Genomic DNA, 19,226 nt, shown 5'->3' on the forward strand with positions numbered 1-19,226 from the left:
TGCGCTTTGTGAAGTTCCCTTCAGATAAAAAAAGCCGCTGCGCGGGGCAGCGGCTCTCAACTTGTCTGGCCTGTCAGGCAATCAGTTGCCGATTGTTTGCAGATAGGCAATCACGTCTGCGCGGTCCTGCGGTTTTTTCAAGCCGGCAAAGCTCATCGAAGTGCCCGAGATATAGCTGCTGGGCTTGGTCAGGAACGCATCCAGCGCTTCGGGCGTCCAGTTTCCACCATGCGCCTGCATAGCGGCTGAATAACCGGTGAAACCTTTTGCCGAAGCGACCGGGCGATCAACAACGCCGTACAGATAAGGGCCGGTGCCATTCGCGCCGTCTTCCAGCTTGTGGCACGCGGTGCACTTGCGGAATACTTTCGCGCCCTTCTCGACGTCAGCGGCGGCCAGCAGATCTTCGAAGACCACCTCTTCGCCGTCGGCGCTTTCGCCCGAGCTTTCGGTTTCGATAATGTAGGCGGCCTCAGCCGAGCCATGGCCACCGGAAGCATAGAGGATGTCCGCCCCCCATTTGGCCAGAAGCAGCACCAGGAAAGTGCCGAACAGGCCTGCGGCGGCCTTGGTAACTGTCATCGTGTCGAACATTGATCGCGTGTCCATTTCAGCTGTCTGGGCAGGTGTCTAAGGCTTCCACTTGCGAGAGGCAAGGTATAGACACCGCGACGAAACGACCAAATCGCGAACTTGTTGCATGGAATCGACCAAATGACCAATCGCATTGCTTTTCAGGGCGAACCCGGCGCCTACAGTCACGAGGCCTGCCGCAACGCACGCCCCGAAATGGAGGCCCTGCCCTGCCGCACATTCGAGGACGTGATCGAATCAGTTCGCTCGGGCGCGGCCGATCTGGCGATGCTGCCGGTCGAAAACACGACCTATGGTCGGGTTGCCGACATTCACCGGCTGCTGCCGCATAGCGGGCTTCATATCATCGATGAAGCGTTCGTGCGTGTTCACATCAACCTTCTTGGTGTACCCGGCGCCAAGCTGGAGGACATCACCGAAGCGCATTCGCATCTGGTGCTGCTGCCGCAGTGCTCCGGCTTCCTGAAAGAACACGGTATTCGCGGCCGTGTTAGTCCCGACAATGCCCGCGCTGCGCGCGAAGTGGCCGAAATCGGGGATTTGCATTCCGCCGCTCTGGCCAGCGAACTTGCGGCTGAAATCTACGACCTGAACGTGCTGGCCCGCCATATCGAGGACAATGACGACAACACGACCCGTTTCCTTGTCATGTCCCGAGAGGCGGATCTGTCTCGTCGGGGTGAGTATGAAATGATCACCAGCTTCGTTTTTCAGGTCCGCAACATCCCGGCCGCGCTTTACAAGGCAATGGGTGGCTTTGCCACGAACGGGATCAACATGACCAAGCTGGAAAGCTATATGGTCGACGGGTCCTTCACGGCAACGCAGTTTTATGCGGACATCGTTGGACATCCCGAAGACCGTAACGTGCAGCTGGCCATGGACGAGCTGGAACATTTCACGACCAATGTCGAGATTCTTGGCGTCTACCCAGCGGCCCATCCGCGCGGCTGAGACATCATTCGGCATTCCTGCCAAACTCGGATCGGCGCGTATCACCGCGCCACGCCTGAAGTATCGATTGAACATTTGCCTCGACACCTTCGGCCGAGTCGATCTCGATGTCGTAAACCCTGCCGTCGTGAATCAAGGAATGGTCGCGCGCAGCGCTGCCCAGTTCGCGGTCGCCCCGAAGGCGCTCGCGCTCAACCAACAGGGCCAGCGGGCAATGAACCGCCACGAACAGGATGTCGTGCTGAGCCAACAGCGATCTCAGATCATCAGCCCATTTCGGGGTGTCCAGGATATGTTCTATTATCAGGTTGTTACCCGCATCCGCATAGGCGGCCAGTGATGCATGAAACCCGTCAAAAACCTTTGCGCGGTCTGCCTTCCAGTCAAACGCTCCGTTTTTGTACCCGGCCGTAGGCAGAACACCGGAATCGCGCAGATGATCAATCGAGATATGCCAGAACGGCTCCTTGATACTCTGCTGCAATGCCCGCGCAATCGTGCTCTTTCCGCTGCTCGACGCCCCGTGCAGGAAGATTATGCTCGCCATCCGTCCTCCACAGCGTCCGAACCGCTAGGCATCCAGTCTGAATACCTTGGATATCTCACCGGGGGCATGCCTGTATGCCCTGAAACCCATCGCCTCGTAATAGGCCAGACCTTCGGCGTTGTCCTTGCCAATCGTTGCGTCGATGGCTGGCAAACCATGCGCTCGAGCGGCTTCCAGTGAGCAGGCAAACAGCTTTCGACCAATTCCCATCCGCGCAGCAGACGGACGGATATGCGTTCCGATTACGCCCCATCCAACAGGTGTTCCGTACAGGTTGTCTTTCTCTGCCTCCTTCAGGGATTGAAAGCCCAGAATTCGACCGTCCGGATCAACTGCGACCGTGCACCTGATACGTTGGGGGTCGTGAATATAGCGCTCGTGAACAAAGTCCTTGCTGCCTGCGGTCAAACGTTTTCCTGCTTTGAATATCTCGCTCAGTACGTCAGCTAGACCGTCTGCGTCGCTTTCCCGCAGATCTCTAAGGTCGTACATGTTCAAAGCATCCTCCGCCGAGTCTTACTGCCGGCTGTGGAAATGGCGCTGCTCCAGTTCACGCGCAAACTCGCTGAACCGCACCTGGAATTGCTTGCGGAACTTTGACTGTCCAAGCTTCATGGACTGCAACAGCAACCGCGCGGGCAAGGATTTTGCGGCCAAGGACATCTCAACGCTCAGGCGTGTCCGACGCGGGGACAGGGCCAGAAAATCCACTGTCGTCAGGCCGGTCATCCCTTTGCTGGCCGCCTCGAACCGCATTTGCGACGGCTTGTCATAGTCCGTCATCACCACCGACATCTGACGCGGCTTTCCACGCAACCTGAATTCCGTTTTCCATTCGGTGCCAGCAATCACCATTGCATCCGCGCCGAGGCGCCGCACGTCGATGCCACGACGCATCGCCATACGCTCGAACCTCTCGAAATCCGACACCATGTCGAATACCGAATTGATAGGGGCTTCGATATCTTCCCGCGCTGAAAACTGCATAGTGACCTTTGCTGTTTATGGCTTCACCAGTTTTTCCTCAGTCCAGCGTATCCGCAAGCCAGTTCTGAAGCAGAAAATGAGCGATAGCCCCCTTGCGCGCCGGCAACAACCGGGGATGTTCGCCGGCAAATGCCTGCATCATTTCGGATTTGCTGACCCACATCGCCTCTTCGATCTCGACCGGATCGATCACGATGTCGCGCGACAGGGCCTCGCCGGCGCATCCGAACATCAGGGATGCCGGGAAAGGCCAGGGCTGGCTGGACAGGTAAGCCACCGCGCCAACAGGTACGCCTGCCTCTTCCATCACCTCGCGGCGCACCGCCGCTTCCAGCGTTTCGCCGGGTTCGACAAATCCTGCCAGCAAGGAAAACATCCCCTCGGGCCACCCTGGGGATCGCCCCATAAGCACACTGTCCCCATGCGTAATCAGCATGATCACAACCGGATCCGTGCGCGGAAAATGCTGCCCGCCGCAAGACGGGCAACTGCGCTGCCACCCCCCTTGCGACACATCACTGGCTGCGCCGCAGCGGGCACAGAAGCGATGTGTTTCGTGCCAACCGACAACCGCCTTGGCCGATGCGGCCAGTTCAGCATCACGGGGCGACAATCGCGCCATGATCCGGCGAAGCTCGGCAAAGACATGTCCTTGGGGCAAATCAGGATGCTGCTGTTCGGATCTGTCCACGAACTCTCCCAGGCCGGTCAGATCCAATCCCTCTGCCCCCCAGGCCGAGATATCCGCGGCAAACAGGGGTGCGCCCTCGGCACTCAGGCCCAGAAAAACCGGTGCTTCGATTACGCCGCCGGGGCCATCGCTGACCAGCGGGTGGCTCATCTGCGTCAGGGCAAGCTGATCCAGCGCCGCGCCCACGACCAGAAGCTTGCCTCGCCACAACAATATGCATCGCGCGGCAGGGTTGCGCGCCATCTCGGACAGCTTCTCTGAATCCCCACGAAGATGTGCTGCCCGATTCAGGCCCGAGCCGCCGAAAGTCACCTGCTCTGCTTTTTTCATTGGAATTCCTTCTGGTCTTGCGCACAGGGCTGCCATGTCTCAGGCCCTGTTGCAATGGCAATTCAAGACGCAAAACGCACAGACGCGCCGCCGAAAAGCCGCATGGCGGCCTCGGAAAAATCATCTAGACTGCGTTTTGATGATTTTAGCCCATTGCCACATTCAAAAGCAGAACAACAAAAGTGAAGCAAAACCCATCGACGCAGGCTCACCCCACAAAAGACCGTGGGCGTATTCGTATTCTTGCCACCTCCGACCTGCACATGCATCTGACCGGTTTTGACTATTACGCGGACACACCAGACCCAACGCTTGGGTTGACTCGCACCGCCAGCCTGATCCGCAAGGCCCGACACGAGGCCACAGACGCGCTGGTACTGATGTTCGACAACGGGGATTCGCTCCAGGGAACGCCGATGGGCGAATGGGCCGTTCGGAACGACAAACCCCACCCGATGATGCAGGCATTCAAGGCGCTGGACTATGATGCGATTGGTCTGGGCAATCATGATTTCGGGTTCGGGCTGCCTACATTGGACAAGACCCTTGCGCAAGCCCCGTGCCCGGTTCTGTGCGGCAATCTTCATCGGTCCGGAGAACGACAATCATGGCAGCGTTTTGCGATCCTCGACCGTATCGTGTCGGTGGGAAACAAGGATGTACCCATTCGCATCGGCGTGTTTTCGGTTCTGCCACCGCAGACAACACGTTGGGAAGAACACAATCTGAACGAAACCGTAGAGGCGGACGACATCGTTGTCGCGGCCCGGTCCCTGACGCGTCTTTTGCGCGTAAAGGGGTGCGATCTGATCGTGGCGCTCGCCCATTCCGGGCTTGGACACCCGGACACAGCGACCGACACTGAAAATGCCGTTATTCCCCTGGCCGCGATCGAGGGCATCGACGCTGTGGTCGCCGGGCACACTCACCTGACCCTTCCCGCACGCACCGGCGCGCAAACCCCGAATGTGGATTACGTGAAAGGGCTGGTGCATGGAACGCCGGTTGTCATGCCCGGCTCGGCAGGCGCATATCTTGGAGTAATCGATCTCGCCGTTACCCTACAGCCCCAGTCGGGGCTGCGTGTTGTTGACAGCCACGCCGAATTGCGCCCGGTTTCGGTGGACGGCACCGCGATTGGCGAAGATTTGGCAATCGCGAATCTGGTTGAACACGCACATCAGCAGACCCGTCAGGACATGGCAGCGCCCGTTGCGCACGTCTCGGAGACATTGCACAGCTATTTCAGCTTCTGTGCGCCGGATCGTGGATTGACGCTTGTTGCCGCCGCACAAGCAGCCGCGTTGCGCCCTTTTTTACACGGCACCCCGCTTGCAGAGCTGCCGCTGTTGTCAGCCGCGTCACCAGCCAAATGCGGCGGACGCTCTGGCCCCAGACACTACACGGACGTGCCGCCCGGTGAAATCTGTCTGCGTCACGTGGCGGACCTGCATGTCTTTCCCAACGAGTTGCGCGCGGTTCAGATCACGGGCGCGCAGCTGCTGGAATGGTTGGAGATGTCAGCCAGTGCATTCAACCAACAATTCCCCGATGCCGAGGCAGAACTGTTCGACCGGGATCGGGCGGGATACAATTTCGATGTCATCTTTGGCCTGTCCTATCAGATCGACCCGTCGCAACAGGCGCGTTACGATGTCGGGGGGCAAATGATCCATCCCGGCCACAGGCGAGTGCATCATCTGACTTGCGCGGGCCAAGCCGTGCGGCCGGATCAGACATTTGTCGTTGCGCTCGATAATTATCGCGCAAGCGGAGGCGGACATTTCCCGCATGTGTCATCGGCCCCTGCCATAGATCTGCCCCCGCTGGATATCCGGGACATTTTGCGGGATTACATGACGCACCGCCTGCCACCCGACCCATTGGCCCGGCAACCTTATCCGTTCTCGCTGATGCCGAAATCGGGGGTGACGACCATTCTTCGGACCGGTCCCGGTGCTTTGAAGTATGTCGACGAATTGAAGAGGTTTGCCCCCACGATTCTGGAACCTGACGAACAGGGTTTTGCGCGCATTCGCCTGACGCTCTGACGGGTTGTCTTTTTCCGAAGCCTTCCCTATATCCAGAGTCGAGAGGTTGGCGCGGGCGAGCGCCTCGCCAACCTGGTCAGGTCCGGAAGGAAGCAGCCACAACGAGCCCCGCTTGGGTCGATGTCCAACCTCTCACTTTATGAACCTTAATGAACCTTGGCCGCAGGAGGGCTTTATGATTGTAGCAAAGACCCTTCGGGCAGCACGGTTCTGACCTCACGGTATCGACTGACTGCCTGAACACATGACCCGGGGATGAGCGATTGCCATCCGTCGGGAGTACTGTTTCTGACGACAGGCAGACCAATGTTTCTTACACTTTCGGACCTGGGATGGTCCTCTCACTTTGCTGCGCAACACGCGGCTTATCCTTCCTGCACACCTTTTCGCATCACTTCCGTTCATCGGGACCGCCTGATCGGGCTGAACCCGGATGGTGAAGTCCCGTTGCTGAACCTCGATCAGTCAACCGGCACCTATGCCGTTGGTGACTGGGTTCTCACCGACGACGACAAACGCGTGCGCCATTTGCTCGACCGGCGCAGCCTGCTGCACCGGCGCGCCGCCGGAACAGGTGCCGCGACGCAACTGATCGCAGCCAATGTCGATGTGCTGATCATCGTCAGTTCCTGCAATGCCGATTTCAACCTGCCCCGGCTGGAACGATATCTGGCGCTTGCGCATCAGGCCGGGTGTTACCCGGTCGTCGTTCTGACGAAGGCAGACACATCGGCGGACCCTGACAGTTTCACGGGACAGGTACAATCATTGGACCCGTTCCTGACGGTTCTGGCGATCAACGCGCTGGACCCGGCAGAGGTTGAAAAGGTTCTGTCCTGGTGCCCCAAAAGCCAGACCGGAGCGCTGGTTGGCTCGTCGGGCGTTGGCAAGACGACGCTTGCCAATACCATGACCGGTCAGGATCTCGCCACCTCGGACATTCGCGAGGATGACGCGCGGGGCCGGCACACGACGACCGCTCGGGCACTGCACCGGATGCGCAACGGCGGCTGGTTGATCGATACACCCGGTATGCGCGCGTTGCGCCTGCTGGACGCTCAGGACGGGATCGACGACGTTTTCTCGGACCTTGCCGCGTTGAGCCGGGACTGCCGTTTTTCGGATTGCCAGCACAACTCCGAGCCCGGATGTGCCGTGCAAAAGGCGATCAGCCACGGCACGCTTGACCCGGCTCGATTGGACCGGTGGCGCAAGCTTCGGCGCGAAGATCAGCGCAACTCAGAAACTGTCGCGCAGTCCCGGGCGCGGGACAAAGCGTTCGGCAAGATGGTCCGTGGCGTCATGAAGGAAAAGAAGCTTCGCAACCGGTGATGGCAGGACGGTGCCCGGCCCGTCCTGCGCCGCGTCTGGTCAGGCGATCAGTCGCGGCCAAACCGCTGCGTTGCGCCGGGCAAATGCTCCGATATGTCCAACCTCAGGCAACCCGAAATCGGCGGGGCTCAGCAGGTGACGGTTGGCATCGGGGCCGTAAAGGTCCGCAAGCCGCCAAACCGCTTCCGGCGGCACCATCTGGTCGTCCTCGAAGGTGAACAAATCCACGGGCGTTCCAGAATCCTTCCACTGCGCCGCAGGTAACTCATGCCCGATTTCAGGCACATAATTCAAAGGCGCGGTACACCATTTGCGCCACTGCCAATAGACCGATGCCGGCAGGTCCGAGCCAAACCCGATCGCCTTTCCGGGAAGGTAGCCAAGGGCTCGGGCCAAAAGCGGAGCATGGCCGTACCAGAACAACCCCGCCAAACCCCGATAGGGCCACGGATGGTCGCTTAGGGTCACAAGCCCCGAACACACACAGATCATCCGGTCAATCAGATCGATATCCGGTTGCACAGGCCCCAACATCGCGCCGACGGAATGGCCGATGGTCCAGTGTTTCGCATTCGGGTATCGCCGACGCATTTCCGCCCGTGCCGCGGGCATGTCGATCAAGGCCCAATCCGCCATGGTCGCACGCGAATCTTTCAGGCGGCCGGTCAAGGAATGCCCATAATCCCGATAGTCATAGGTCAGGCAGGCCATACCCTTCTCAGCGGCAAGCCATCGTGCGAAATGACGGTAATAATCACGCGGCACACCCGTTGCACTGTTCAGCACGACGACGATTTCGGGCGAAGTCAGCGGGCTATACAATCGGGCGGACAGTGTTTTCTGCCCGGAAGGAAAGCGAAACTCCTCGGTCAATACCGTTTGCTCTGTATCCAACATGATCTCTGGCTTTTCGCTTGGTAAATCCGGTTTCCGAACCTCGACACCCTCGACATTATGCATGAACCTACATCGTATCCAGCATGACCAAGCGTCCGGCCAAAAGATCGGCTTGACTCGATGCGTACTCAAACGCTAGCGGTTGTGTGATGGTTTCCGGCCTCCACAAGGGGTCGGGATGAAAAGGGAACACGGTGCGGTAATGTCTGGTCATGCAGGCAACAACCAAATCCGCGACTGCCCCCGCAACTGTAAGCGGTAAGCGATGCCAAAACACCACTGGCCCGAAAGGCTGGGAAGGTCGGCAAAGCGATGACCCGCAAGTCAGGAGACCTGCCATCGGAAACGAAACCGAAACTCGGGCGGGGTGTCCGGGCAGGTCCTGACGGCATCACGCTGTCCCACCTGTCCCAAATATCCTGTCCACCACGCGCGGAGGGCGCAGGATGATCTGGAAGACAAAAACGCATGAATTCAGTGCAACAGTATGTCAGCGGACGGGCAAAACCTGCCCCGCTTTGGCGCGGCTGGCGCGCTCGATATCCGAAGCCATGACCCAGGCGACCTCGGCCACAAGTGATGATTTCGAGATTGAGGGCAGCAGCAAGCTGTCACATTGCACCGAAGGATGTCATGCAATTTTCCGCGCGCAATCAGACAATATTCGTGTCTTTTGCGGCACGCAGCCCGAAGCCGCAATTGAGCCCCTGAACCTCTATGCCGAATTGGTCTTCGGAAACACGGTCAGTGCGATGCCATCCGGCGTCGTGCAAACCCCACCCTGCGCGATGATCGAAGTTTCCACGATCCGGCCGCGAAAAACCTGTTTGCGCGCCCGCGCAGATTTCAATCTGAGTCCAGACTGACCTGTGCCTGCGCACGCTGCGAGGCCCAGGCCAGTTGCGCATCCGTTTCGACGGCGCAGGGGCGCACCGCCCGCAATCGTTCCAGCGCTGTGTCCGCGCGTTCGCCGCATTCAATCATCAGCCGCAGAACAACCATACCTGACCTGCCACAGCCCCCACGGCAATGCACCAAAACGCGACCTCCTCCTGACAGCGCGTGTCGGGCTGCGGCGCTGACGGACGGCCACGCGTCATCAATCGCCTGTGTCGGCGCTCCGAAATCTTCGATCGGCAGGTGAACCCATCTGCTGGCGCGGCTTTGAATGTCGCTGCCGAAATCCTTCGCCCCATCCTGAAGCATCTCGACATCCGTTGTCATGGATACAACAAGCCCCGGCTGCCAGCCTGCGATCATATCCAGATCGCTGAAATAATCCCCGCCACGTCCGGGCATCGAGGTCAGTGCCAGCGTTCCGCCACCGACTTGCAGGGCGTAGATCACCAACTGCGACATGAAACGTGTCCTCCCCAAAGAACTCTTTACAAAATGAGTCATTAAATCTGCTAACGCAGTTTAGTGCGAAAGCGACTCGTTTCTAAAACAAAAATCATCACACCACGCTGTGGACGCGGGCAACGGTGGCCACTACGCTGTGCCCAAGCCCCGAATCCCAACGAGAAGACATGACAGACAGCTCCAGCCCCGCCTATCAGGTTCTCGCCCGCAAATATCGCCCGGAAACCTTTGCCGATCTGGTGGGTCAGGATGCCATGGTGCGCACCCTGAAAAACGCGTTCGCGGCCGATCGGATCGCGCAGGCTTTCATCATGACCGGCATTCGCGGCACCGGCAAAACCACGACCGCGAGGATCATCGCCAAGGGCATGAATTGCATCGGTCCGGACGGAACCGGCGGCCCCACAACCGAACCCTGCGGTCAGTGCGAACATTGTGTCGCCATCATGGAAGGCCGCCATGTCGACGTGATGGAGATGGACGCCGCCAGCCGCACAGGCGTCAACGATATCCGCGAGATCATCGACAGCGTGCGCTATCGCGCCGCCAGCGCGCGTTACAAGATTTATATCATCGACGAGGTCCACATGCTCTCGACCAGCGCCTTCAACGCGCTGCTCAAGACGTTGGAAGAACCGCCCGCGCATGTGAAGTTCATCTTCGCGACCACTGAAATCCGCAAAGTGCCTGTCACTGTGCTGTCCCGCTGCCAGCGTTTCGACCTGCGCCGGATCGAGCCCGAAGACATGATTGGCCTGCTGCGCAAGATCGCCGAAGCGGAAAACGCCCGGATCGCCGAAGACGCGCTGGCGCTGATCACCCGAGCAGCGGAAGGATCGGCCCGGGACGCGACCTCGTTGCTGGATCAGGCGATTTCGCACGGGGCTGGCGAGACGACCGCCGATCAGGTTCGTGCAATGCTTGGACTGGCAGACCGTGGCCGGGTTATGGACCTTATGGATATGATCCTGCGCGGCGATGCCGCCGGAGCACTTACCGAGTTGAGCGGCCAATACGCCGAAGGCGCGGACCCGCTGGCGGTGCTGCGCGATCTGGCCGAAATCACGCATTGGGTGTCCGTCGTGAAGATCACGCCTGACGCGGCGCAGGACCCGACGGTTTCTCCGGACGAACGGACCCGGGGCCAACAGATGGCCGAGGCTCTGCCGATGCGGGTCCTGACCCGGATGTGGCAAATGCTGCTGAAGGCGCTCGAGGAAGTCTCGGCTGCCCCCAACGCCATGATGGCCGCTGAAATGGCCGTTATCCGCCTGACTCATGTGGCTGATTTGCCCAGTCCCGAAGAACTGATCAAGCGATTGCAGGATACCCCGCCGCTGCCGCCGGGCGGGCCCAATGGCGGCGTTTCGATATCCCGACCGGGCGCCGCCGGTCCGGCGCCGGCTGGCGCGGCCCATCCGCCTGCCTTCGCATCGCCCTCTCGCGGTGCCGGTGGTGCGCCGGTTGCAGCCTTGGCGCAGGATACCCAAACGGCCCTTGCGCGGTACCCGACCTTCGACCACGTGGTCGAACTGATCCGGACCAATCGCGACGTGAAGCTGCTGGTCGAGGTGGAAAACGGCGTGCGCCTCGTCTCCTATCAACCCGGGCGAATCGAATTCACACCCGCCGCCCAGGCACCGGCGGATCTGGCTCCACGGCTGGGCTCTGCCTTGCAACGCTGGACAGGAAACCGGTGGGCTGTCTCGATCGTCTCGGACGGAGAAGCCCCCACAATTGCAGAAATACGGGACGAGGCCGAGCTGGCACTGAAGTCCGAGGCTGAACAACACCCTTTGGTTCAGGCTGTGCTGGCGCAATTCCCCAAGGCGAGAATCACCAATATCGAAACGCCGGAACAACGCGCCGCCAAGGTCGAGACCGAAGCGCTTCCCGAGGTTGAAGACGAGTGGGACCCGTTCGAGGAAGATTGACCCCGCGCCGCCCTTCCCCCCCGGTTTCAATCGAACACATCCACCCTTGATGTGAGGCAGGGACTTGTGCGCATATCCCCTCTGCCTGCATGTCTCAGATCGTTTGTTGCGACATCGGCCAGCGGAAGGTGACCCGTGACAACTCTGATCCGGGTGCTCCCTGGCCATTCGAACCCCGCCCAGAGTTTCTGTGCCCCATTCAATCACTCTCGGTTGCAGACCAAATGCGCGCCAAGGACGATCTGCGCTTGTCGGGCCTGCTGGAAAATTTGGCGTCGCAGATGGGCGGTAGGTTCCTGCTGGCGCCTGCGCCGGTCAACATGCCGGACGGAACGGTTCAGCCACCCACCGGCGGGAGAACCCTTGTGCCATGTGGCTGCTGCCCGTATCTAGAGCGCAAACGGAGACACAGGAGAATACTATGCTGAAAGGACTCGGCGGGCTTGGCGGTCTGGGCGACATGGCCAAGATGATGAAATCCGCGCAAGACCTGCAAACCAAGATGACCGAGATGCAGGAAGAGCTGAACAACATGATGGTTGTCGGCGAATCCGGTGCAGGCCTTGTCAAGGCAACGGCGACAGCCAAGGGTGAACTCAAAGGTCTGGATATCGACCCGTCCATCTTCAACGGCGATGACAAGGAAGTGGTCGAAGACCTGATCCTGGCCGCCATCAAGGATGCCCAGACCAAGGCAGCCGAACGTTCGCAGGAAGAAATGGCCAAGCTGACCGAAAGCATGGGCTTGCCCGCAGACATCAAACTGCCGTTCTGAGCTTCATCTTTTCCAAAATACTCCCGCCGGAGGCTCCCTCCGGCGCAAGACAGGATTGGCCATGAGTTCGAACAGCGACATCGACAACCTGATCGACCTGATGGCCAAGCTGCCCGGCCTCGGCCCCCGCTCGGCCCGCCGCGCCGTTCTGCATCTGATCCGCAAACGTGCCCTGCTGCTGACGCCCCTGTCTGATGCCATGCAGCAGGTCGCGATCACCGCCCGCGAATGCCTGAATTGCGGCAACGTAGGCACCACCGATATCTGTGACATCTGCAACGATGAGGCCCGCGCAACCGGAGAGCTGTGCGTAGTCGAAGACGTGGCCGATCTGTGGGCGATGGAGCGTGCCGGTGTATTCAAAGGCCGTTATCACGTTCTGGGCGGCACGCTGTCGGCGCTGGATGGGGTCGGCCCCGACGAGTTGCGCATTCCCCGCCTCAAGGACCGGGTTGTGGCCGAAGGGATTACCGAGGTCATCCTGGCGCTGAACGCCACCGTCGATGGCCAGACCACCGCCCACTACATCGCCGATCAGCTTGAGGGGCAGGTCCGCCTGACGTCACTGGCGCAGGGTGTGCCGATTGGGGGCGAGCTGGATTATCTGGATGACGGGACGATTACAGCGGCGCTGCGGGCACGGAAGGAAATATAGGTTGATGCTATGTTGACCTTGCGGACCTTGAAGACAGCCGCCACTGTTCTTCTTTTCGTTTTCAGAAATTTGAGCGTTTGATGCGAAAGTTCATTGTAACGGTCTGCGCATTGGTGCTGATTATCGTGATTGGCATGCATCTATTGCTTTTTACACCGTTTCGTTTGCCACCAGAAATCGGAAGAGAGCTGCCTAGCAGTTTTTCCGAGGCTGACAAGGAGTTCGCGCGAAGGATAGCCACTGAGTTCCGCCTGCCGTTAAATGAGCGGGAGCTAGTTCGTAATCTAAAACAGAAGGGGTTCTCCGTCTTTGATGAAAAAGACTAAGCCAGTTTTGAATAACAACAGTTTCCCTGCATGCTTTTCTGGCGTGTCTTTTGGACAGACCAAGGTGGAGTTGTCACCGAATTAAAGTCGATGTACGGCGGGTCATGCCTTTAAAACTATTAGCTTCGGCAAATACAGGCATCACAAAGCCAAGCTCTTTTTGTGTTTTTCAGACATGATCAACGTTGGCCTTTGAATCAGAAATTTCGCCCACAGAGAAAATGCTTGGCAGGGTTCATTTAACTAGTAACGTGGACACCATTCCACTCCTGTACTGGGAAACACAATATGACCCGCCTTCTTGCCCTTACCTTCGCCGCCTTCACCGCAACTTCCGCGCTGTCCCAAGACCTCATTGACAAAGGCTACGTCGAAGGCTGGAACATCATGATGGACCCCGCACTTGGCAACGGGTGCCTGATCCAGACGGTGTATCAGGATCTCTCAGTCGTGCGACTGGGCTATGACGCATTGGACAATCGCGGGTACTTCGCCGTCTACAACAAAGCCTGGGGCGACATTAAGCAGGGTGAGAGTTATCCGATCCGCTTTGATCTGGACGGCAAAAGCTATGATGCAACGGCCATCGGGTTCAACGAACGTGACGTGCCGGGCGCAACCGTGTTTTTCACCGACCGGAGTTTCGTGAACGCCATCGCCCAGAACAAGACAATGACGGTCTACAATCCGGCAGGTGAGGTGGTGATGGCCATTGACCTAAAAGGGACCGCCAAGGCGCTGGATTATGCGCGGGACTGTCAGAACAAAAAGCTTTAGCGAATCGGATCGAACAGCGCGTCCTTGGCTGTGCAGTCGCGGATCACATCCCGACCGCAGGGTACGGGGTCAAGATCGCGCGACAGGCACAGGCGGACCTCTTCGATATAGCCCTGTTTGCAGGTGATCGTGATCATGTCGCGCTCCAATTCCGGGTTGGCCTTCAGGAATGCCTCCTCGACCACCGAAGCCGGCAGTTTGACGGACGAATCCAGCTTGCGGAACACCTCAGGGCGCTTGACCGCTTCATAAGCCCGCCGGGACAGGGCAAAGTAGTCGGGCGCTGACAATCCCGAACATGTGCCGTGTTTCTTCCATTGGTGCCAAGCAAGGCCGGAACTGCCCTGAATATCCTCCATTTCCCGCGTCATGCGTCGCGAAGGTGGGCTTGCGGGGGTACGGCAGTAGGACGGCCAGCCCTGATGGAACTGTGGCCATAGCCCGTGCAGTATCCAGCCGTGATCATGCCGATCGTCACATTGATCCGAGCCGCGCGCGTCACCTTCGCGCGCGCACCAGTTGGGCGACCAGCTGAGCGACAGAACGTAGTAGTCGAACTCGCCCGCCTTTTCGCCCTCGGCCAGCGCAGCGACCGCGCTGAAGACCCACAAAACCAGCCCCATAATCCCTTGGCGCATTCGCCTCTTCCCTTCTTGCCTTTGCGCGACTATATACGGGCCAAGTTCCCCGACAACGGAAACCTGCCCCAAAAACCAAGGGGCCGCCGAATTCCGGCGACGGGACAGATGTATGTATAGGAGACGGGCTGATGGCAAAACCGCTTATGGCCAAGGCAACCGCCGTATGGCTGGTGGACAACACCACGATCAGCTTCAAGCAGATCGCGGATTTCGTAGGAATGCACGAGTTGGAAGTGCAGGGTATCGCTGATGGCGACGTCGCCGCCGGCGTCAAGGGCTTTGACCCGATCGCCAACAACCAGCTGACCCAGGAAGAGATCGACGCGGCGCAGAACAACCCGCTTCACAAGCTGAAGCTCAAGTTCAACCCGTCGGCCGCTGGCGAGGAAAAGCGTCGTGGTCCGCGCTATACGCCTTTGTCCAAGCGTCAGGACCGTCCGAACTCGATCCTGTGGCTGGTCAAGTTCCATCCGGAACTCAGCGACGGCCAGATAGCCAAGCTGGTAGGCACCACCAAGCCCACAATCCAGTCGATCCGCGAACGCACGCACTGGAACATCGCCAACATGCAGCCGATTGATCCTGTTGCTCTGGGTCTGTGCAAACAGTCCGAACTGGACACCGCCGTGCAGAAAGCAGCGGCCAAGAAAGCGGCTGAAGGCGGCGTGATGAGCGATGACGAACGTCGCAAGCTGGTGTCGACCGAGCAGTCGCTGGAAATGGACGCAGCGCCGAAGATCCCGACCGCAATTGAAGGTCTGGAAACCTTCTCGCTGTCCGACGAGCCGTCGGACGAGAAAGAAGACGAGCCGATCCTCGACGCAGACAGCTTCTTCAACCTGCCCAAGGGTGGGGCGGATGACGAAGAAGAAGATCCTCGCACATAACACGCAAACAGCCTCGGCCATTTCGGTTGGGGCTTTTTTCACGGACTTGCCATGCTGAATGTTCTATCCGCGGTATTTGGCCCGCATCGCGCCGTCACAATCTATGCCTTTCTGAAAACGTGGGGGCTTGGTCTGGCCGGCGGCGTTGTCATGATTGCCATCGTCACGACATTGTTCCTGCTGGGGGATGAAGGCGAACACGAGCATGAGGCGTTCCTGACCGTCCCGGTACTGTCTGCAACTCCGGTGAACGGAGACCTGAAGAATGGCGTCGTGGCATCAGTCCGCTTGCCGGATGGTTCCGCCACATCGATTACGTCCACGGATGCGCAGATTTCGCAGACAGTGGGCACGACGGCCTGTATCGAAAAGCGCGTATATGTCGAAAGCGGAGAAGCCCGATACCGGTTCAAATTGCCGCGTCTCTGCGACGGCAGTTGATCGCCTGAACCGAAAGAACAAAGCCGCCCGATGTGACACCGGGCGGCTTTTGCGTTCATACCAATTGAAAGATGATACCAGCCACGATTGCGCCACCGACGCCCAGGGTCAGATAGGCTGCAAAGACGCGTGGTTTGACCAATGACCAGACCGCGGCCATCGCCGGGATGGAACTGACAGCACCGGCAATCATGAACGACATGGCAGCACCCGCCGTCATACCTTGCTCCATCAACCCTGCCAGCAAAGGCGGCGCCACGTAGGAGTTCAGGTATGCCGGCATACCCACCAGCGCAGCAACGATGATCGGCAGCACGCCCTCGCCGCCGACCACGCCGGCGATCAGGTCGGCAGGCACATAGTTAACCAGCAGAGCCTCAAGCACATAAGCCAGCGCAAGCCATTTCAACAGGAACAGACCGTTGTGCATGAATTCCGAACGGAACCGGACGCGGCGCTCGGGCTCCTGCCAGAATTTCCAGACAGGTTTGTCGTCCATTTTCGGACCACATCCGCAGCATCCGGCGGGCTTGTATTCGCGCAAAGGCTGGGCAAACGCACCTTTGCGCATCAGCAACCGAACCGCGAACCCACCGAACAGGCCAAGCGCAACCGCAGCGACAGCTTTGCCGATGGCAAAGGGCCATCCCAGCGCACCGGCGGTAATCAAAAGCGTCGGCGGATCGATCAAGGGTGAGCTGAGCCAGAACGCCATGACTGCGGACAACGGCGCACCAAGGGCCAGAAGACCCGCGATAAAGGGGATAACCTCGCAAGAACAGAACGGTGCAAGACCACCGAACAATGCAGCCAGAAAGATCATCCGGGTTTCGCGCCCTTCAAAGGCACGCGCCACCATCACCTCTGCGCCGGTCGCCTTGAGGTAAGACAGCAGAAGCACTGCAAACAGAATATATTGCCCTGTATGCGCCAGAGCCTTGGCAGCGAATGTCACCACCCCGGTCAAGTTTCCGGGATCCAGGATTGCCACTGCCGCAAGAATGACGACGATCAGCGTCCAGGGCGTCTTGATCAGGTCCAGTACCCCTTTGGCAGTCATGCGCGGGTTCTGTGTCAACTCAGCCATCGTTCGCAGCCTTTCCAACTTCGTCGGCGCAACACTCGCTGAGAATGAATTGCGCAAGATTTCTCAATTCGTCGTAACTGGCGCGGTTGATCGTGGTGCGACCGACCTTTTCCTGTTCGACCACACCACCGGCCGCAAGAAACCGCAGGTGATGGGCCAGTGTCGAAGGGGCAATCCCTGTCCGGTCCTGTATCTCGCCAACGGTCAATCCGGCTTTGCCAGCCCGGACCAGCGTCTTCAGGACTTTCAGCCGGGCTTCAGAGCCCATGGCAGAAAACCCGGCAGCAGCAGCTTCCCACATCCATTATCTCCACTAAACTAGATTTCTAGTTATTTAGCCCGAAGGGGATCTTCGGTCAACCCTGCTGACAAAATTTTGTGACTGCGATGTAAGTCCAGATTGCCCCGCCCTTAAGTCCACCCTATAAGCAGGCATGGGGATTTCGGTCGATACATTCTTTCTTGAACTCAATGGTCAGGGCACATTGCAGGCCCAGATCCAGCAGATGATTGCCGAAGGCATCTTGTCGGGTCGCTTTCACGTCGGAGAAAAACTCCCTTCGTCACGCAAACTGGCCGCGCATCTGGGGGTCAGCCGAATAACGGTGACATTGGCCTACACCGAACTGTTGGCCAATGACTACCTGACGGCCAAGGGGCGGTCCGGGTACTACGTTTCGCAAAACGCTCCTGTCCCCCCCAAGTATTCACCTGTCCAGCGCGGCACCGAATCCGTCGACTGGGACAAGGCACTGGCACGCCGCTTTCTGGACAGCGACGTTCTGCCAAAACCCAGCGACTGGCGAGAGTACCGTTACCCGTTCATCTACGGGCAGGCTGACCGAACCTTGTTTGACCACGCCAATTGGAGGTTATGCGCCGTCCGCGCGCTGGGGCATAAAGATTTCGATTCACTGACCGGAGATTACGTGGATCTGGATGATCCGTTGTTGATCGAGTTTATTGCCCGTCACACTCTACCACGCCGTGGCATCGCGGCCCGCCCCGAAGAGATCTTGATCACTCTGGGCGCGCAGAACGCGCTCTGGCTGGCATCGCGCATTTTGCTGACCCACAATCGCACGGCCGTCATAGAAGACCCATGTTACTATGCGCTGCGCAGCCTTCTGAACCATTGGGACTGCGCGGTCACACCCTTGAGCGTGGACCGGGACGGTCTGCCTCCCGAGGCGATTCCCGACGAAGCGGACGTCATCTTTACCACCCCCAGCCATCAAAGCCCGACGACCGCGACGATGCCGATCGACCGCCGCAACCAATTGCTGGATCGAGCACGCGAACTCGACGCGATGGTCGTCGAGGATGATTACGAGTTTGAGATGGCCTTTCGGGGTGCGCCTTCGCCGGCGCTGAAATCCATGGATCGGGATGGGCGCGTGATTTATGTCGGCAGTTTTTCCAAGTCGCTGTTTCCAGGGCTGCGACTCGGGTACATGGTCGGCTCGGAACCTTTTATCCGCGAGGCACGTGCGCTGCGCTCATTGGTCCTGCGCCACCCACCAGGTCACATTCAACGCACGGCGGCGTATTTCCTGTCCTTGGGCCACTACGACGCGCAAATTCGGCGTATGTCGAAGGCCTTGCAAGAGCGGCGCGACGCGATGGACAAAGCCATCGCGGAAAGTGGGTTGACCGTGGCTGGGCGGGGTGTGATCGGCGGCTCTTCAATGTGGATGTCAGCCCCTGAGCATGTCGACACAACTCAACTGGCATTAAGACTGCAAAACCAGGGTGTTCACATTGAGCCCGGCGCACCGTTCTTCTCGGGACCGGACAGGCCACAGAATTTCTATCGACTTGGCTACTCTTCAATTCCAACTGACCGCATCTCGCCCGGCGTGAAACTGATCGCAGATGCAATTCGGGCCGTTTAAGCCTCATCTGGACCTAATCCGGCTTTCGTTTTGGCCCTAACGCAGGTCGCACCCTTGCGCCAA

Annotated in this window: 22 protein-coding genes, 1 other RNA gene and 1 riboswitch; of the genes, 13 read left to right on the forward strand and 10 right to left on the reverse strand. The window is 59.0% G+C overall.

Features of this window, described 5'->3' with window-relative positions; all coding sequences use genetic code 11:
* Positions 1–81: 81 nt before the first annotated feature.
* The gene (locus tag NOR97_RS13185) at positions 82–594 is read right to left on the reverse strand and encodes a cytochrome c family protein (RefSeq protein ID WP_170347303.1); all 513 of its coding nucleotides are present in this window, start codon (positions 592–594) and stop codon (positions 82–84) included.
* Between the two features lie 120 nt (positions 595–714).
* Here NOR97_RS13185 and NOR97_RS13190 point away from each other — a divergent pair, with 120 nt between their 5' ends.
* Complete coding sequence (locus tag NOR97_RS13190; RefSeq protein ID WP_170347284.1) at positions 715–1,548, forward strand: prephenate dehydratase; 834 nt, start codon at positions 715–717, stop codon at positions 1,546–1,548.
* Positions 1,549–1,552: 4 nt separating this feature from the next.
* On the opposite strand, the gene NOR97_RS13195 is transcribed toward NOR97_RS13190, so the two are convergent.
* Genes NOR97_RS13195 through nudC form a run of 4 tightly spaced genes read right to left on the reverse strand, consistent with a single transcriptional unit; the run spans position 1,553 to position 4,103 of the window.
* Positions 1,553–2,095, reverse strand: coding sequence for a chloramphenicol phosphotransferase CPT family protein (locus NOR97_RS13195; RefSeq protein WP_170347285.1), 543 nt, complete (start codon positions 2,093–2,095; stop codon positions 1,553–1,555).
* Positions 2,096–2,119: 24 nt separating this feature from the next.
* Entirely contained in the window at positions 2,120–2,587 is a 468-nt protein-coding gene (locus NOR97_RS13200) for a GNAT family N-acetyltransferase (RefSeq protein WP_257599378.1), read from the reverse strand.
* A gap of 24 nt (positions 2,588–2,611) precedes the next feature.
* Complete coding sequence (locus NOR97_RS13205; protein ID WP_257599379.1) at positions 2,612–3,082, reverse strand: SRPBCC family protein; 471 nt, start codon at positions 3,080–3,082, stop codon at positions 2,612–2,614.
* Positions 3,083–3,119: 37 nt separating this feature from the next.
* Positions 3,120–4,103 (reverse strand): NAD(+) diphosphatase, encoded by a 984-nt coding sequence (gene nudC / locus NOR97_RS13210; protein ID WP_257599380.1) that lies wholly within the window; start codon positions 4,101–4,103, stop codon positions 3,120–3,122.
* Positions 4,104–4,366: 263 nt separating this feature from the next.
* On the opposite strand from nudC, the gene NOR97_RS13215 reads away from it, so the two are divergent.
* The 3 genes from NOR97_RS13215 to rsgA all read left to right on the forward strand — a co-directional run bounded on the left by NOR97_RS13215 (position 4,367) and on the right by rsgA (position 7,486).
* Positions 4,367–6,154: a 5'-nucleotidase C-terminal domain-containing protein gene (locus tag NOR97_RS13215; RefSeq protein ID WP_257599381.1), complete on the forward strand. Its 1,788-nt coding sequence runs from the start codon at positions 4,367–4,369 to the stop codon at positions 6,152–6,154.
* A 39-nt stretch (positions 6,155–6,193) separates the two neighbouring features.
* Positions 6,194–6,292: signal recognition particle sRNA small type (gene ffs, locus NOR97_RS13220), an RNA gene on the forward strand.
* Between the two features lie 168 nt (positions 6,293–6,460).
* Positions 6,461–7,486 (forward strand): ribosome small subunit-dependent GTPase A, encoded by a 1,026-nt coding sequence (rsgA, locus tag NOR97_RS13225; protein ID WP_257599382.1) that lies wholly within the window; start codon positions 6,461–6,463, stop codon positions 7,484–7,486.
* 39 nt (positions 7,487–7,525) lie between these two features.
* Here rsgA and NOR97_RS13230 read toward each other — a convergent pair whose 3' ends face one another.
* Positions 7,526–8,446: a hypothetical protein gene (locus tag NOR97_RS13230; protein ID WP_306977342.1), complete on the reverse strand. Its 921-nt coding sequence runs from the start codon at positions 8,444–8,446 to the stop codon at positions 7,526–7,528.
* Positions 8,447–8,516: 70 nt separating this feature from the next.
* A riboswitch (cobalamin riboswitch) is annotated at positions 8,517–8,739 on the forward strand.
* 90 nt (positions 8,740–8,829) lie between these two features.
* Here NOR97_RS13230 and NOR97_RS13235 point away from each other — a divergent pair.
* On the forward strand, positions 8,830–9,249 hold the full coding sequence (locus NOR97_RS13235) for a hypothetical protein (protein ID WP_257599383.1): 420 nt from the start codon (positions 8,830–8,832) through the stop codon (positions 9,247–9,249).
* Here the strand turns inward: NOR97_RS13235 and NOR97_RS13240 are convergent.
* The gene (locus tag NOR97_RS13240; protein ID WP_170347291.1) at positions 9,230–9,742 is read right to left on the reverse strand and encodes a dual specificity protein phosphatase family protein; all 513 of its coding nucleotides are present in this window, start codon (positions 9,740–9,742) and stop codon (positions 9,230–9,232) included. The two genes, NOR97_RS13235 and NOR97_RS13240, sit on opposite strands and share 20 nt — an antisense overlap.
* A 170-nt stretch (positions 9,743–9,912) precedes the next feature.
* Between NOR97_RS13240 and NOR97_RS13245 the strand changes: the two genes are divergently transcribed.
* The 5 genes from NOR97_RS13245 (at position 9,913) to NOR97_RS13265 (ending at position 14,212) form a co-directional block, all read left to right on the forward strand.
* Positions 9,913–11,679: a DNA polymerase III subunit gamma/tau gene (locus NOR97_RS13245; protein WP_257599384.1), complete on the forward strand. Its 1,767-nt coding sequence runs from the start codon at positions 9,913–9,915 to the stop codon at positions 11,677–11,679.
* Positions 11,680–12,100: 421 nt separating this feature from the next.
* Positions 12,101–12,454, forward strand: a complete 354-nt coding sequence (locus NOR97_RS13250; RefSeq protein WP_170347293.1) for a YbaB/EbfC family nucleoid-associated protein — start codon at positions 12,101–12,103, stop codon at positions 12,452–12,454.
* Positions 12,455–12,515: 61 nt separating this feature from the next.
* The gene (recR, locus tag NOR97_RS13255; protein WP_257599385.1) at positions 12,516–13,109 is read left to right on the forward strand and encodes a recombination mediator RecR; all 594 of its coding nucleotides are present in this window, start codon (positions 12,516–12,518) and stop codon (positions 13,107–13,109) included.
* 80 nt (positions 13,110–13,189) lie between these two features.
* Positions 13,190–13,435, forward strand: coding sequence for a hypothetical protein (locus tag NOR97_RS13260; protein WP_257599386.1), 246 nt, complete (start codon positions 13,190–13,192; stop codon positions 13,433–13,435).
* Between the two features lie 288 nt (positions 13,436–13,723).
* Positions 13,724–14,212, forward strand: coding sequence for a hypothetical protein (locus tag NOR97_RS13265; protein WP_257599387.1), 489 nt, complete (start codon positions 13,724–13,726; stop codon positions 14,210–14,212).
* Here NOR97_RS13265 and NOR97_RS13270 read toward each other — a convergent pair.
* Positions 14,209–14,850: a ribonuclease T2 gene (locus NOR97_RS13270; RefSeq protein ID WP_257599388.1), complete on the reverse strand. Its 642-nt coding sequence runs from the start codon at positions 14,848–14,850 to the stop codon at positions 14,209–14,211. The genes NOR97_RS13265 and NOR97_RS13270 overlap by 4 nt on opposite strands.
* A 131-nt stretch (positions 14,851–14,981) precedes the next feature.
* Between NOR97_RS13270 and NOR97_RS13275 the strand changes: the two genes are divergently transcribed.
* Positions 14,982–15,740 carry a DUF1013 domain-containing protein gene (locus NOR97_RS13275; RefSeq protein WP_257599389.1) on the forward strand — a complete coding sequence of 253 codons (759 nt, stop codon included), beginning with the start codon at positions 14,982–14,984 and terminating at the stop codon, positions 15,738–15,740.
* A 51-nt stretch (positions 15,741–15,791) separates the two neighbouring features.
* Positions 15,792–16,181 carry a hypothetical protein gene (locus NOR97_RS13280; protein WP_170347299.1) on the forward strand — a complete coding sequence of 130 codons (390 nt, stop codon included), beginning with the start codon at positions 15,792–15,794 and terminating at the stop codon, positions 16,179–16,181.
* Positions 16,182–16,236: 55 nt separating this feature from the next.
* Here NOR97_RS13280 and NOR97_RS13285 read toward each other — a convergent pair whose 3' ends face one another.
* Both NOR97_RS13285 and NOR97_RS13290 read right to left on the reverse strand, forming a co-directional pair.
* A complete protein-coding gene (locus NOR97_RS13285; RefSeq protein WP_257599391.1) occupies positions 16,237–17,268 on the reverse strand; it encodes a permease in 1,032 nt (343 codons plus the stop codon).
* Positions 17,261–17,569 (reverse strand): helix-turn-helix transcriptional regulator, encoded by a 309-nt coding sequence (locus NOR97_RS13290; protein WP_170347301.1) that lies wholly within the window; start codon positions 17,567–17,569, stop codon positions 17,261–17,263. The genes NOR97_RS13285 and NOR97_RS13290 overlap by 8 nt, the downstream gene beginning before the upstream one ends.
* A gap of 133 nt (positions 17,570–17,702) precedes the next feature.
* On the opposite strand from NOR97_RS13290, the gene NOR97_RS13295 reads away from it, so the two are divergent.
* Positions 17,703–19,163, forward strand: a complete 1,461-nt coding sequence (locus tag NOR97_RS13295) for a PLP-dependent aminotransferase family protein (RefSeq protein ID WP_257599392.1) — start codon at positions 17,703–17,705, stop codon at positions 19,161–19,163.
* Positions 19,164–19,226 lie beyond the last annotated feature (63 nt).

The sequence above is a fragment of the Ruegeria sp. YS9 genome (assembly GCF_024628725.1).
Taxonomy (GTDB): domain Bacteria; phylum Pseudomonadota; class Alphaproteobacteria; order Rhodobacterales; family Rhodobacteraceae; genus Ruegeria; species Ruegeria atlantica_C.

Bases quoted from the DNA above. Each gene is read 5' to 3' on its own strand.
- NOR97_RS13215 (WP_257599381.1), top strand. From the start codon at position 4,367: ATGCATCTGACCGGTTTTGACTATTACGCGGACACACCAGACCCAACG.
- NOR97_RS13275 (WP_257599389.1), top strand. From the start codon at position 14,982: ATGGCAAAACCGCTTATGGCCAAGGCAACCGCCGTATGGCTGGTGGAC.
- nudC (WP_257599380.1), bottom strand. From the start codon at position 4,103: ATGAAAAAAGCAGAGCAGGTGACTTTCGGCGGCTCGGGCCTGAATCGG.
- NOR97_RS13260 (WP_257599386.1), top strand. From the start codon at position 13,190: ATGCGAAAGTTCATTGTAACGGTCTGCGCATTGGTGCTGATTATCGTG.
- NOR97_RS13200 (WP_257599378.1), bottom strand. From the start codon at position 2,587: ATGTACGACCTTAGAGATCTGCGGGAAAGCGACGCAGACGGTCTAGCT.
- NOR97_RS13280 (WP_170347299.1), top strand. From the start codon at position 15,792: ATGCTGAATGTTCTATCCGCGGTATTTGGCCCGCATCGCGCCGTCACA.
- NOR97_RS13270 (WP_257599388.1), bottom strand. From the start codon at position 14,850: ATGCGCCAAGGGATTATGGGGCTGGTTTTGTGGGTCTTCAGCGCGGTC.
- NOR97_RS13195 (WP_170347285.1), bottom strand. From the start codon at position 2,095: ATGGCGAGCATAATCTTCCTGCACGGGGCGTCGAGCAGCGGAAAGAGC.
- NOR97_RS13285 (WP_257599391.1), bottom strand. From the start codon at position 17,268: ATGGCTGAGTTGACACAGAACCCGCGCATGACTGCCAAAGGGGTACTG.
- NOR97_RS13245 (WP_257599384.1), top strand. From the start codon at position 9,913: ATGACAGACAGCTCCAGCCCCGCCTATCAGGTTCTCGCCCGCAAATAT.
- NOR97_RS13290 (WP_170347301.1), bottom strand. From the start codon at position 17,569: ATGTGGGAAGCTGCTGCTGCCGGGTTTTCTGCCATGGGCTCTGAAGCC.
- NOR97_RS13235 (WP_257599383.1), top strand. From the start codon at position 8,830: ATGATCTGGAAGACAAAAACGCATGAATTCAGTGCAACAGTATGTCAG.
- NOR97_RS13205 (WP_257599379.1), bottom strand. From the start codon at position 3,082: ATGCAGTTTTCAGCGCGGGAAGATATCGAAGCCCCTATCAATTCGGTA.
- NOR97_RS13295 (WP_257599392.1), top strand. From the start codon at position 17,703: ATGGGGATTTCGGTCGATACATTCTTTCTTGAACTCAATGGTCAGGGC.
- NOR97_RS13265 (WP_257599387.1), top strand. From the start codon at position 13,724: ATGACCCGCCTTCTTGCCCTTACCTTCGCCGCCTTCACCGCAACTTCC.
- recR (WP_257599385.1), top strand. From the start codon at position 12,516: ATGAGTTCGAACAGCGACATCGACAACCTGATCGACCTGATGGCCAAG.
- NOR97_RS13230 (WP_306977342.1), bottom strand. From the start codon at position 8,446: ATGCATAATGTCGAGGGTGTCGAGGTTCGGAAACCGGATTTACCAAGC.
- NOR97_RS13250 (WP_170347293.1), top strand. From the start codon at position 12,101: ATGCTGAAAGGACTCGGCGGGCTTGGCGGTCTGGGCGACATGGCCAAG.
- NOR97_RS13240 (WP_170347291.1), bottom strand. From the start codon at position 9,742: ATGTCGCAGTTGGTGATCTACGCCCTGCAAGTCGGTGGCGGAACGCTG.
- rsgA (WP_257599382.1), top strand. From the start codon at position 6,461: ATGTTTCTTACACTTTCGGACCTGGGATGGTCCTCTCACTTTGCTGCG.
- NOR97_RS13190 (WP_170347284.1), top strand. From the start codon at position 715: ATGACCAATCGCATTGCTTTTCAGGGCGAACCCGGCGCCTACAGTCAC.
- NOR97_RS13185 (WP_170347303.1), bottom strand. From the start codon at position 594: ATGTTCGACACGATGACAGTTACCAAGGCCGCCGCAGGCCTGTTCGGC.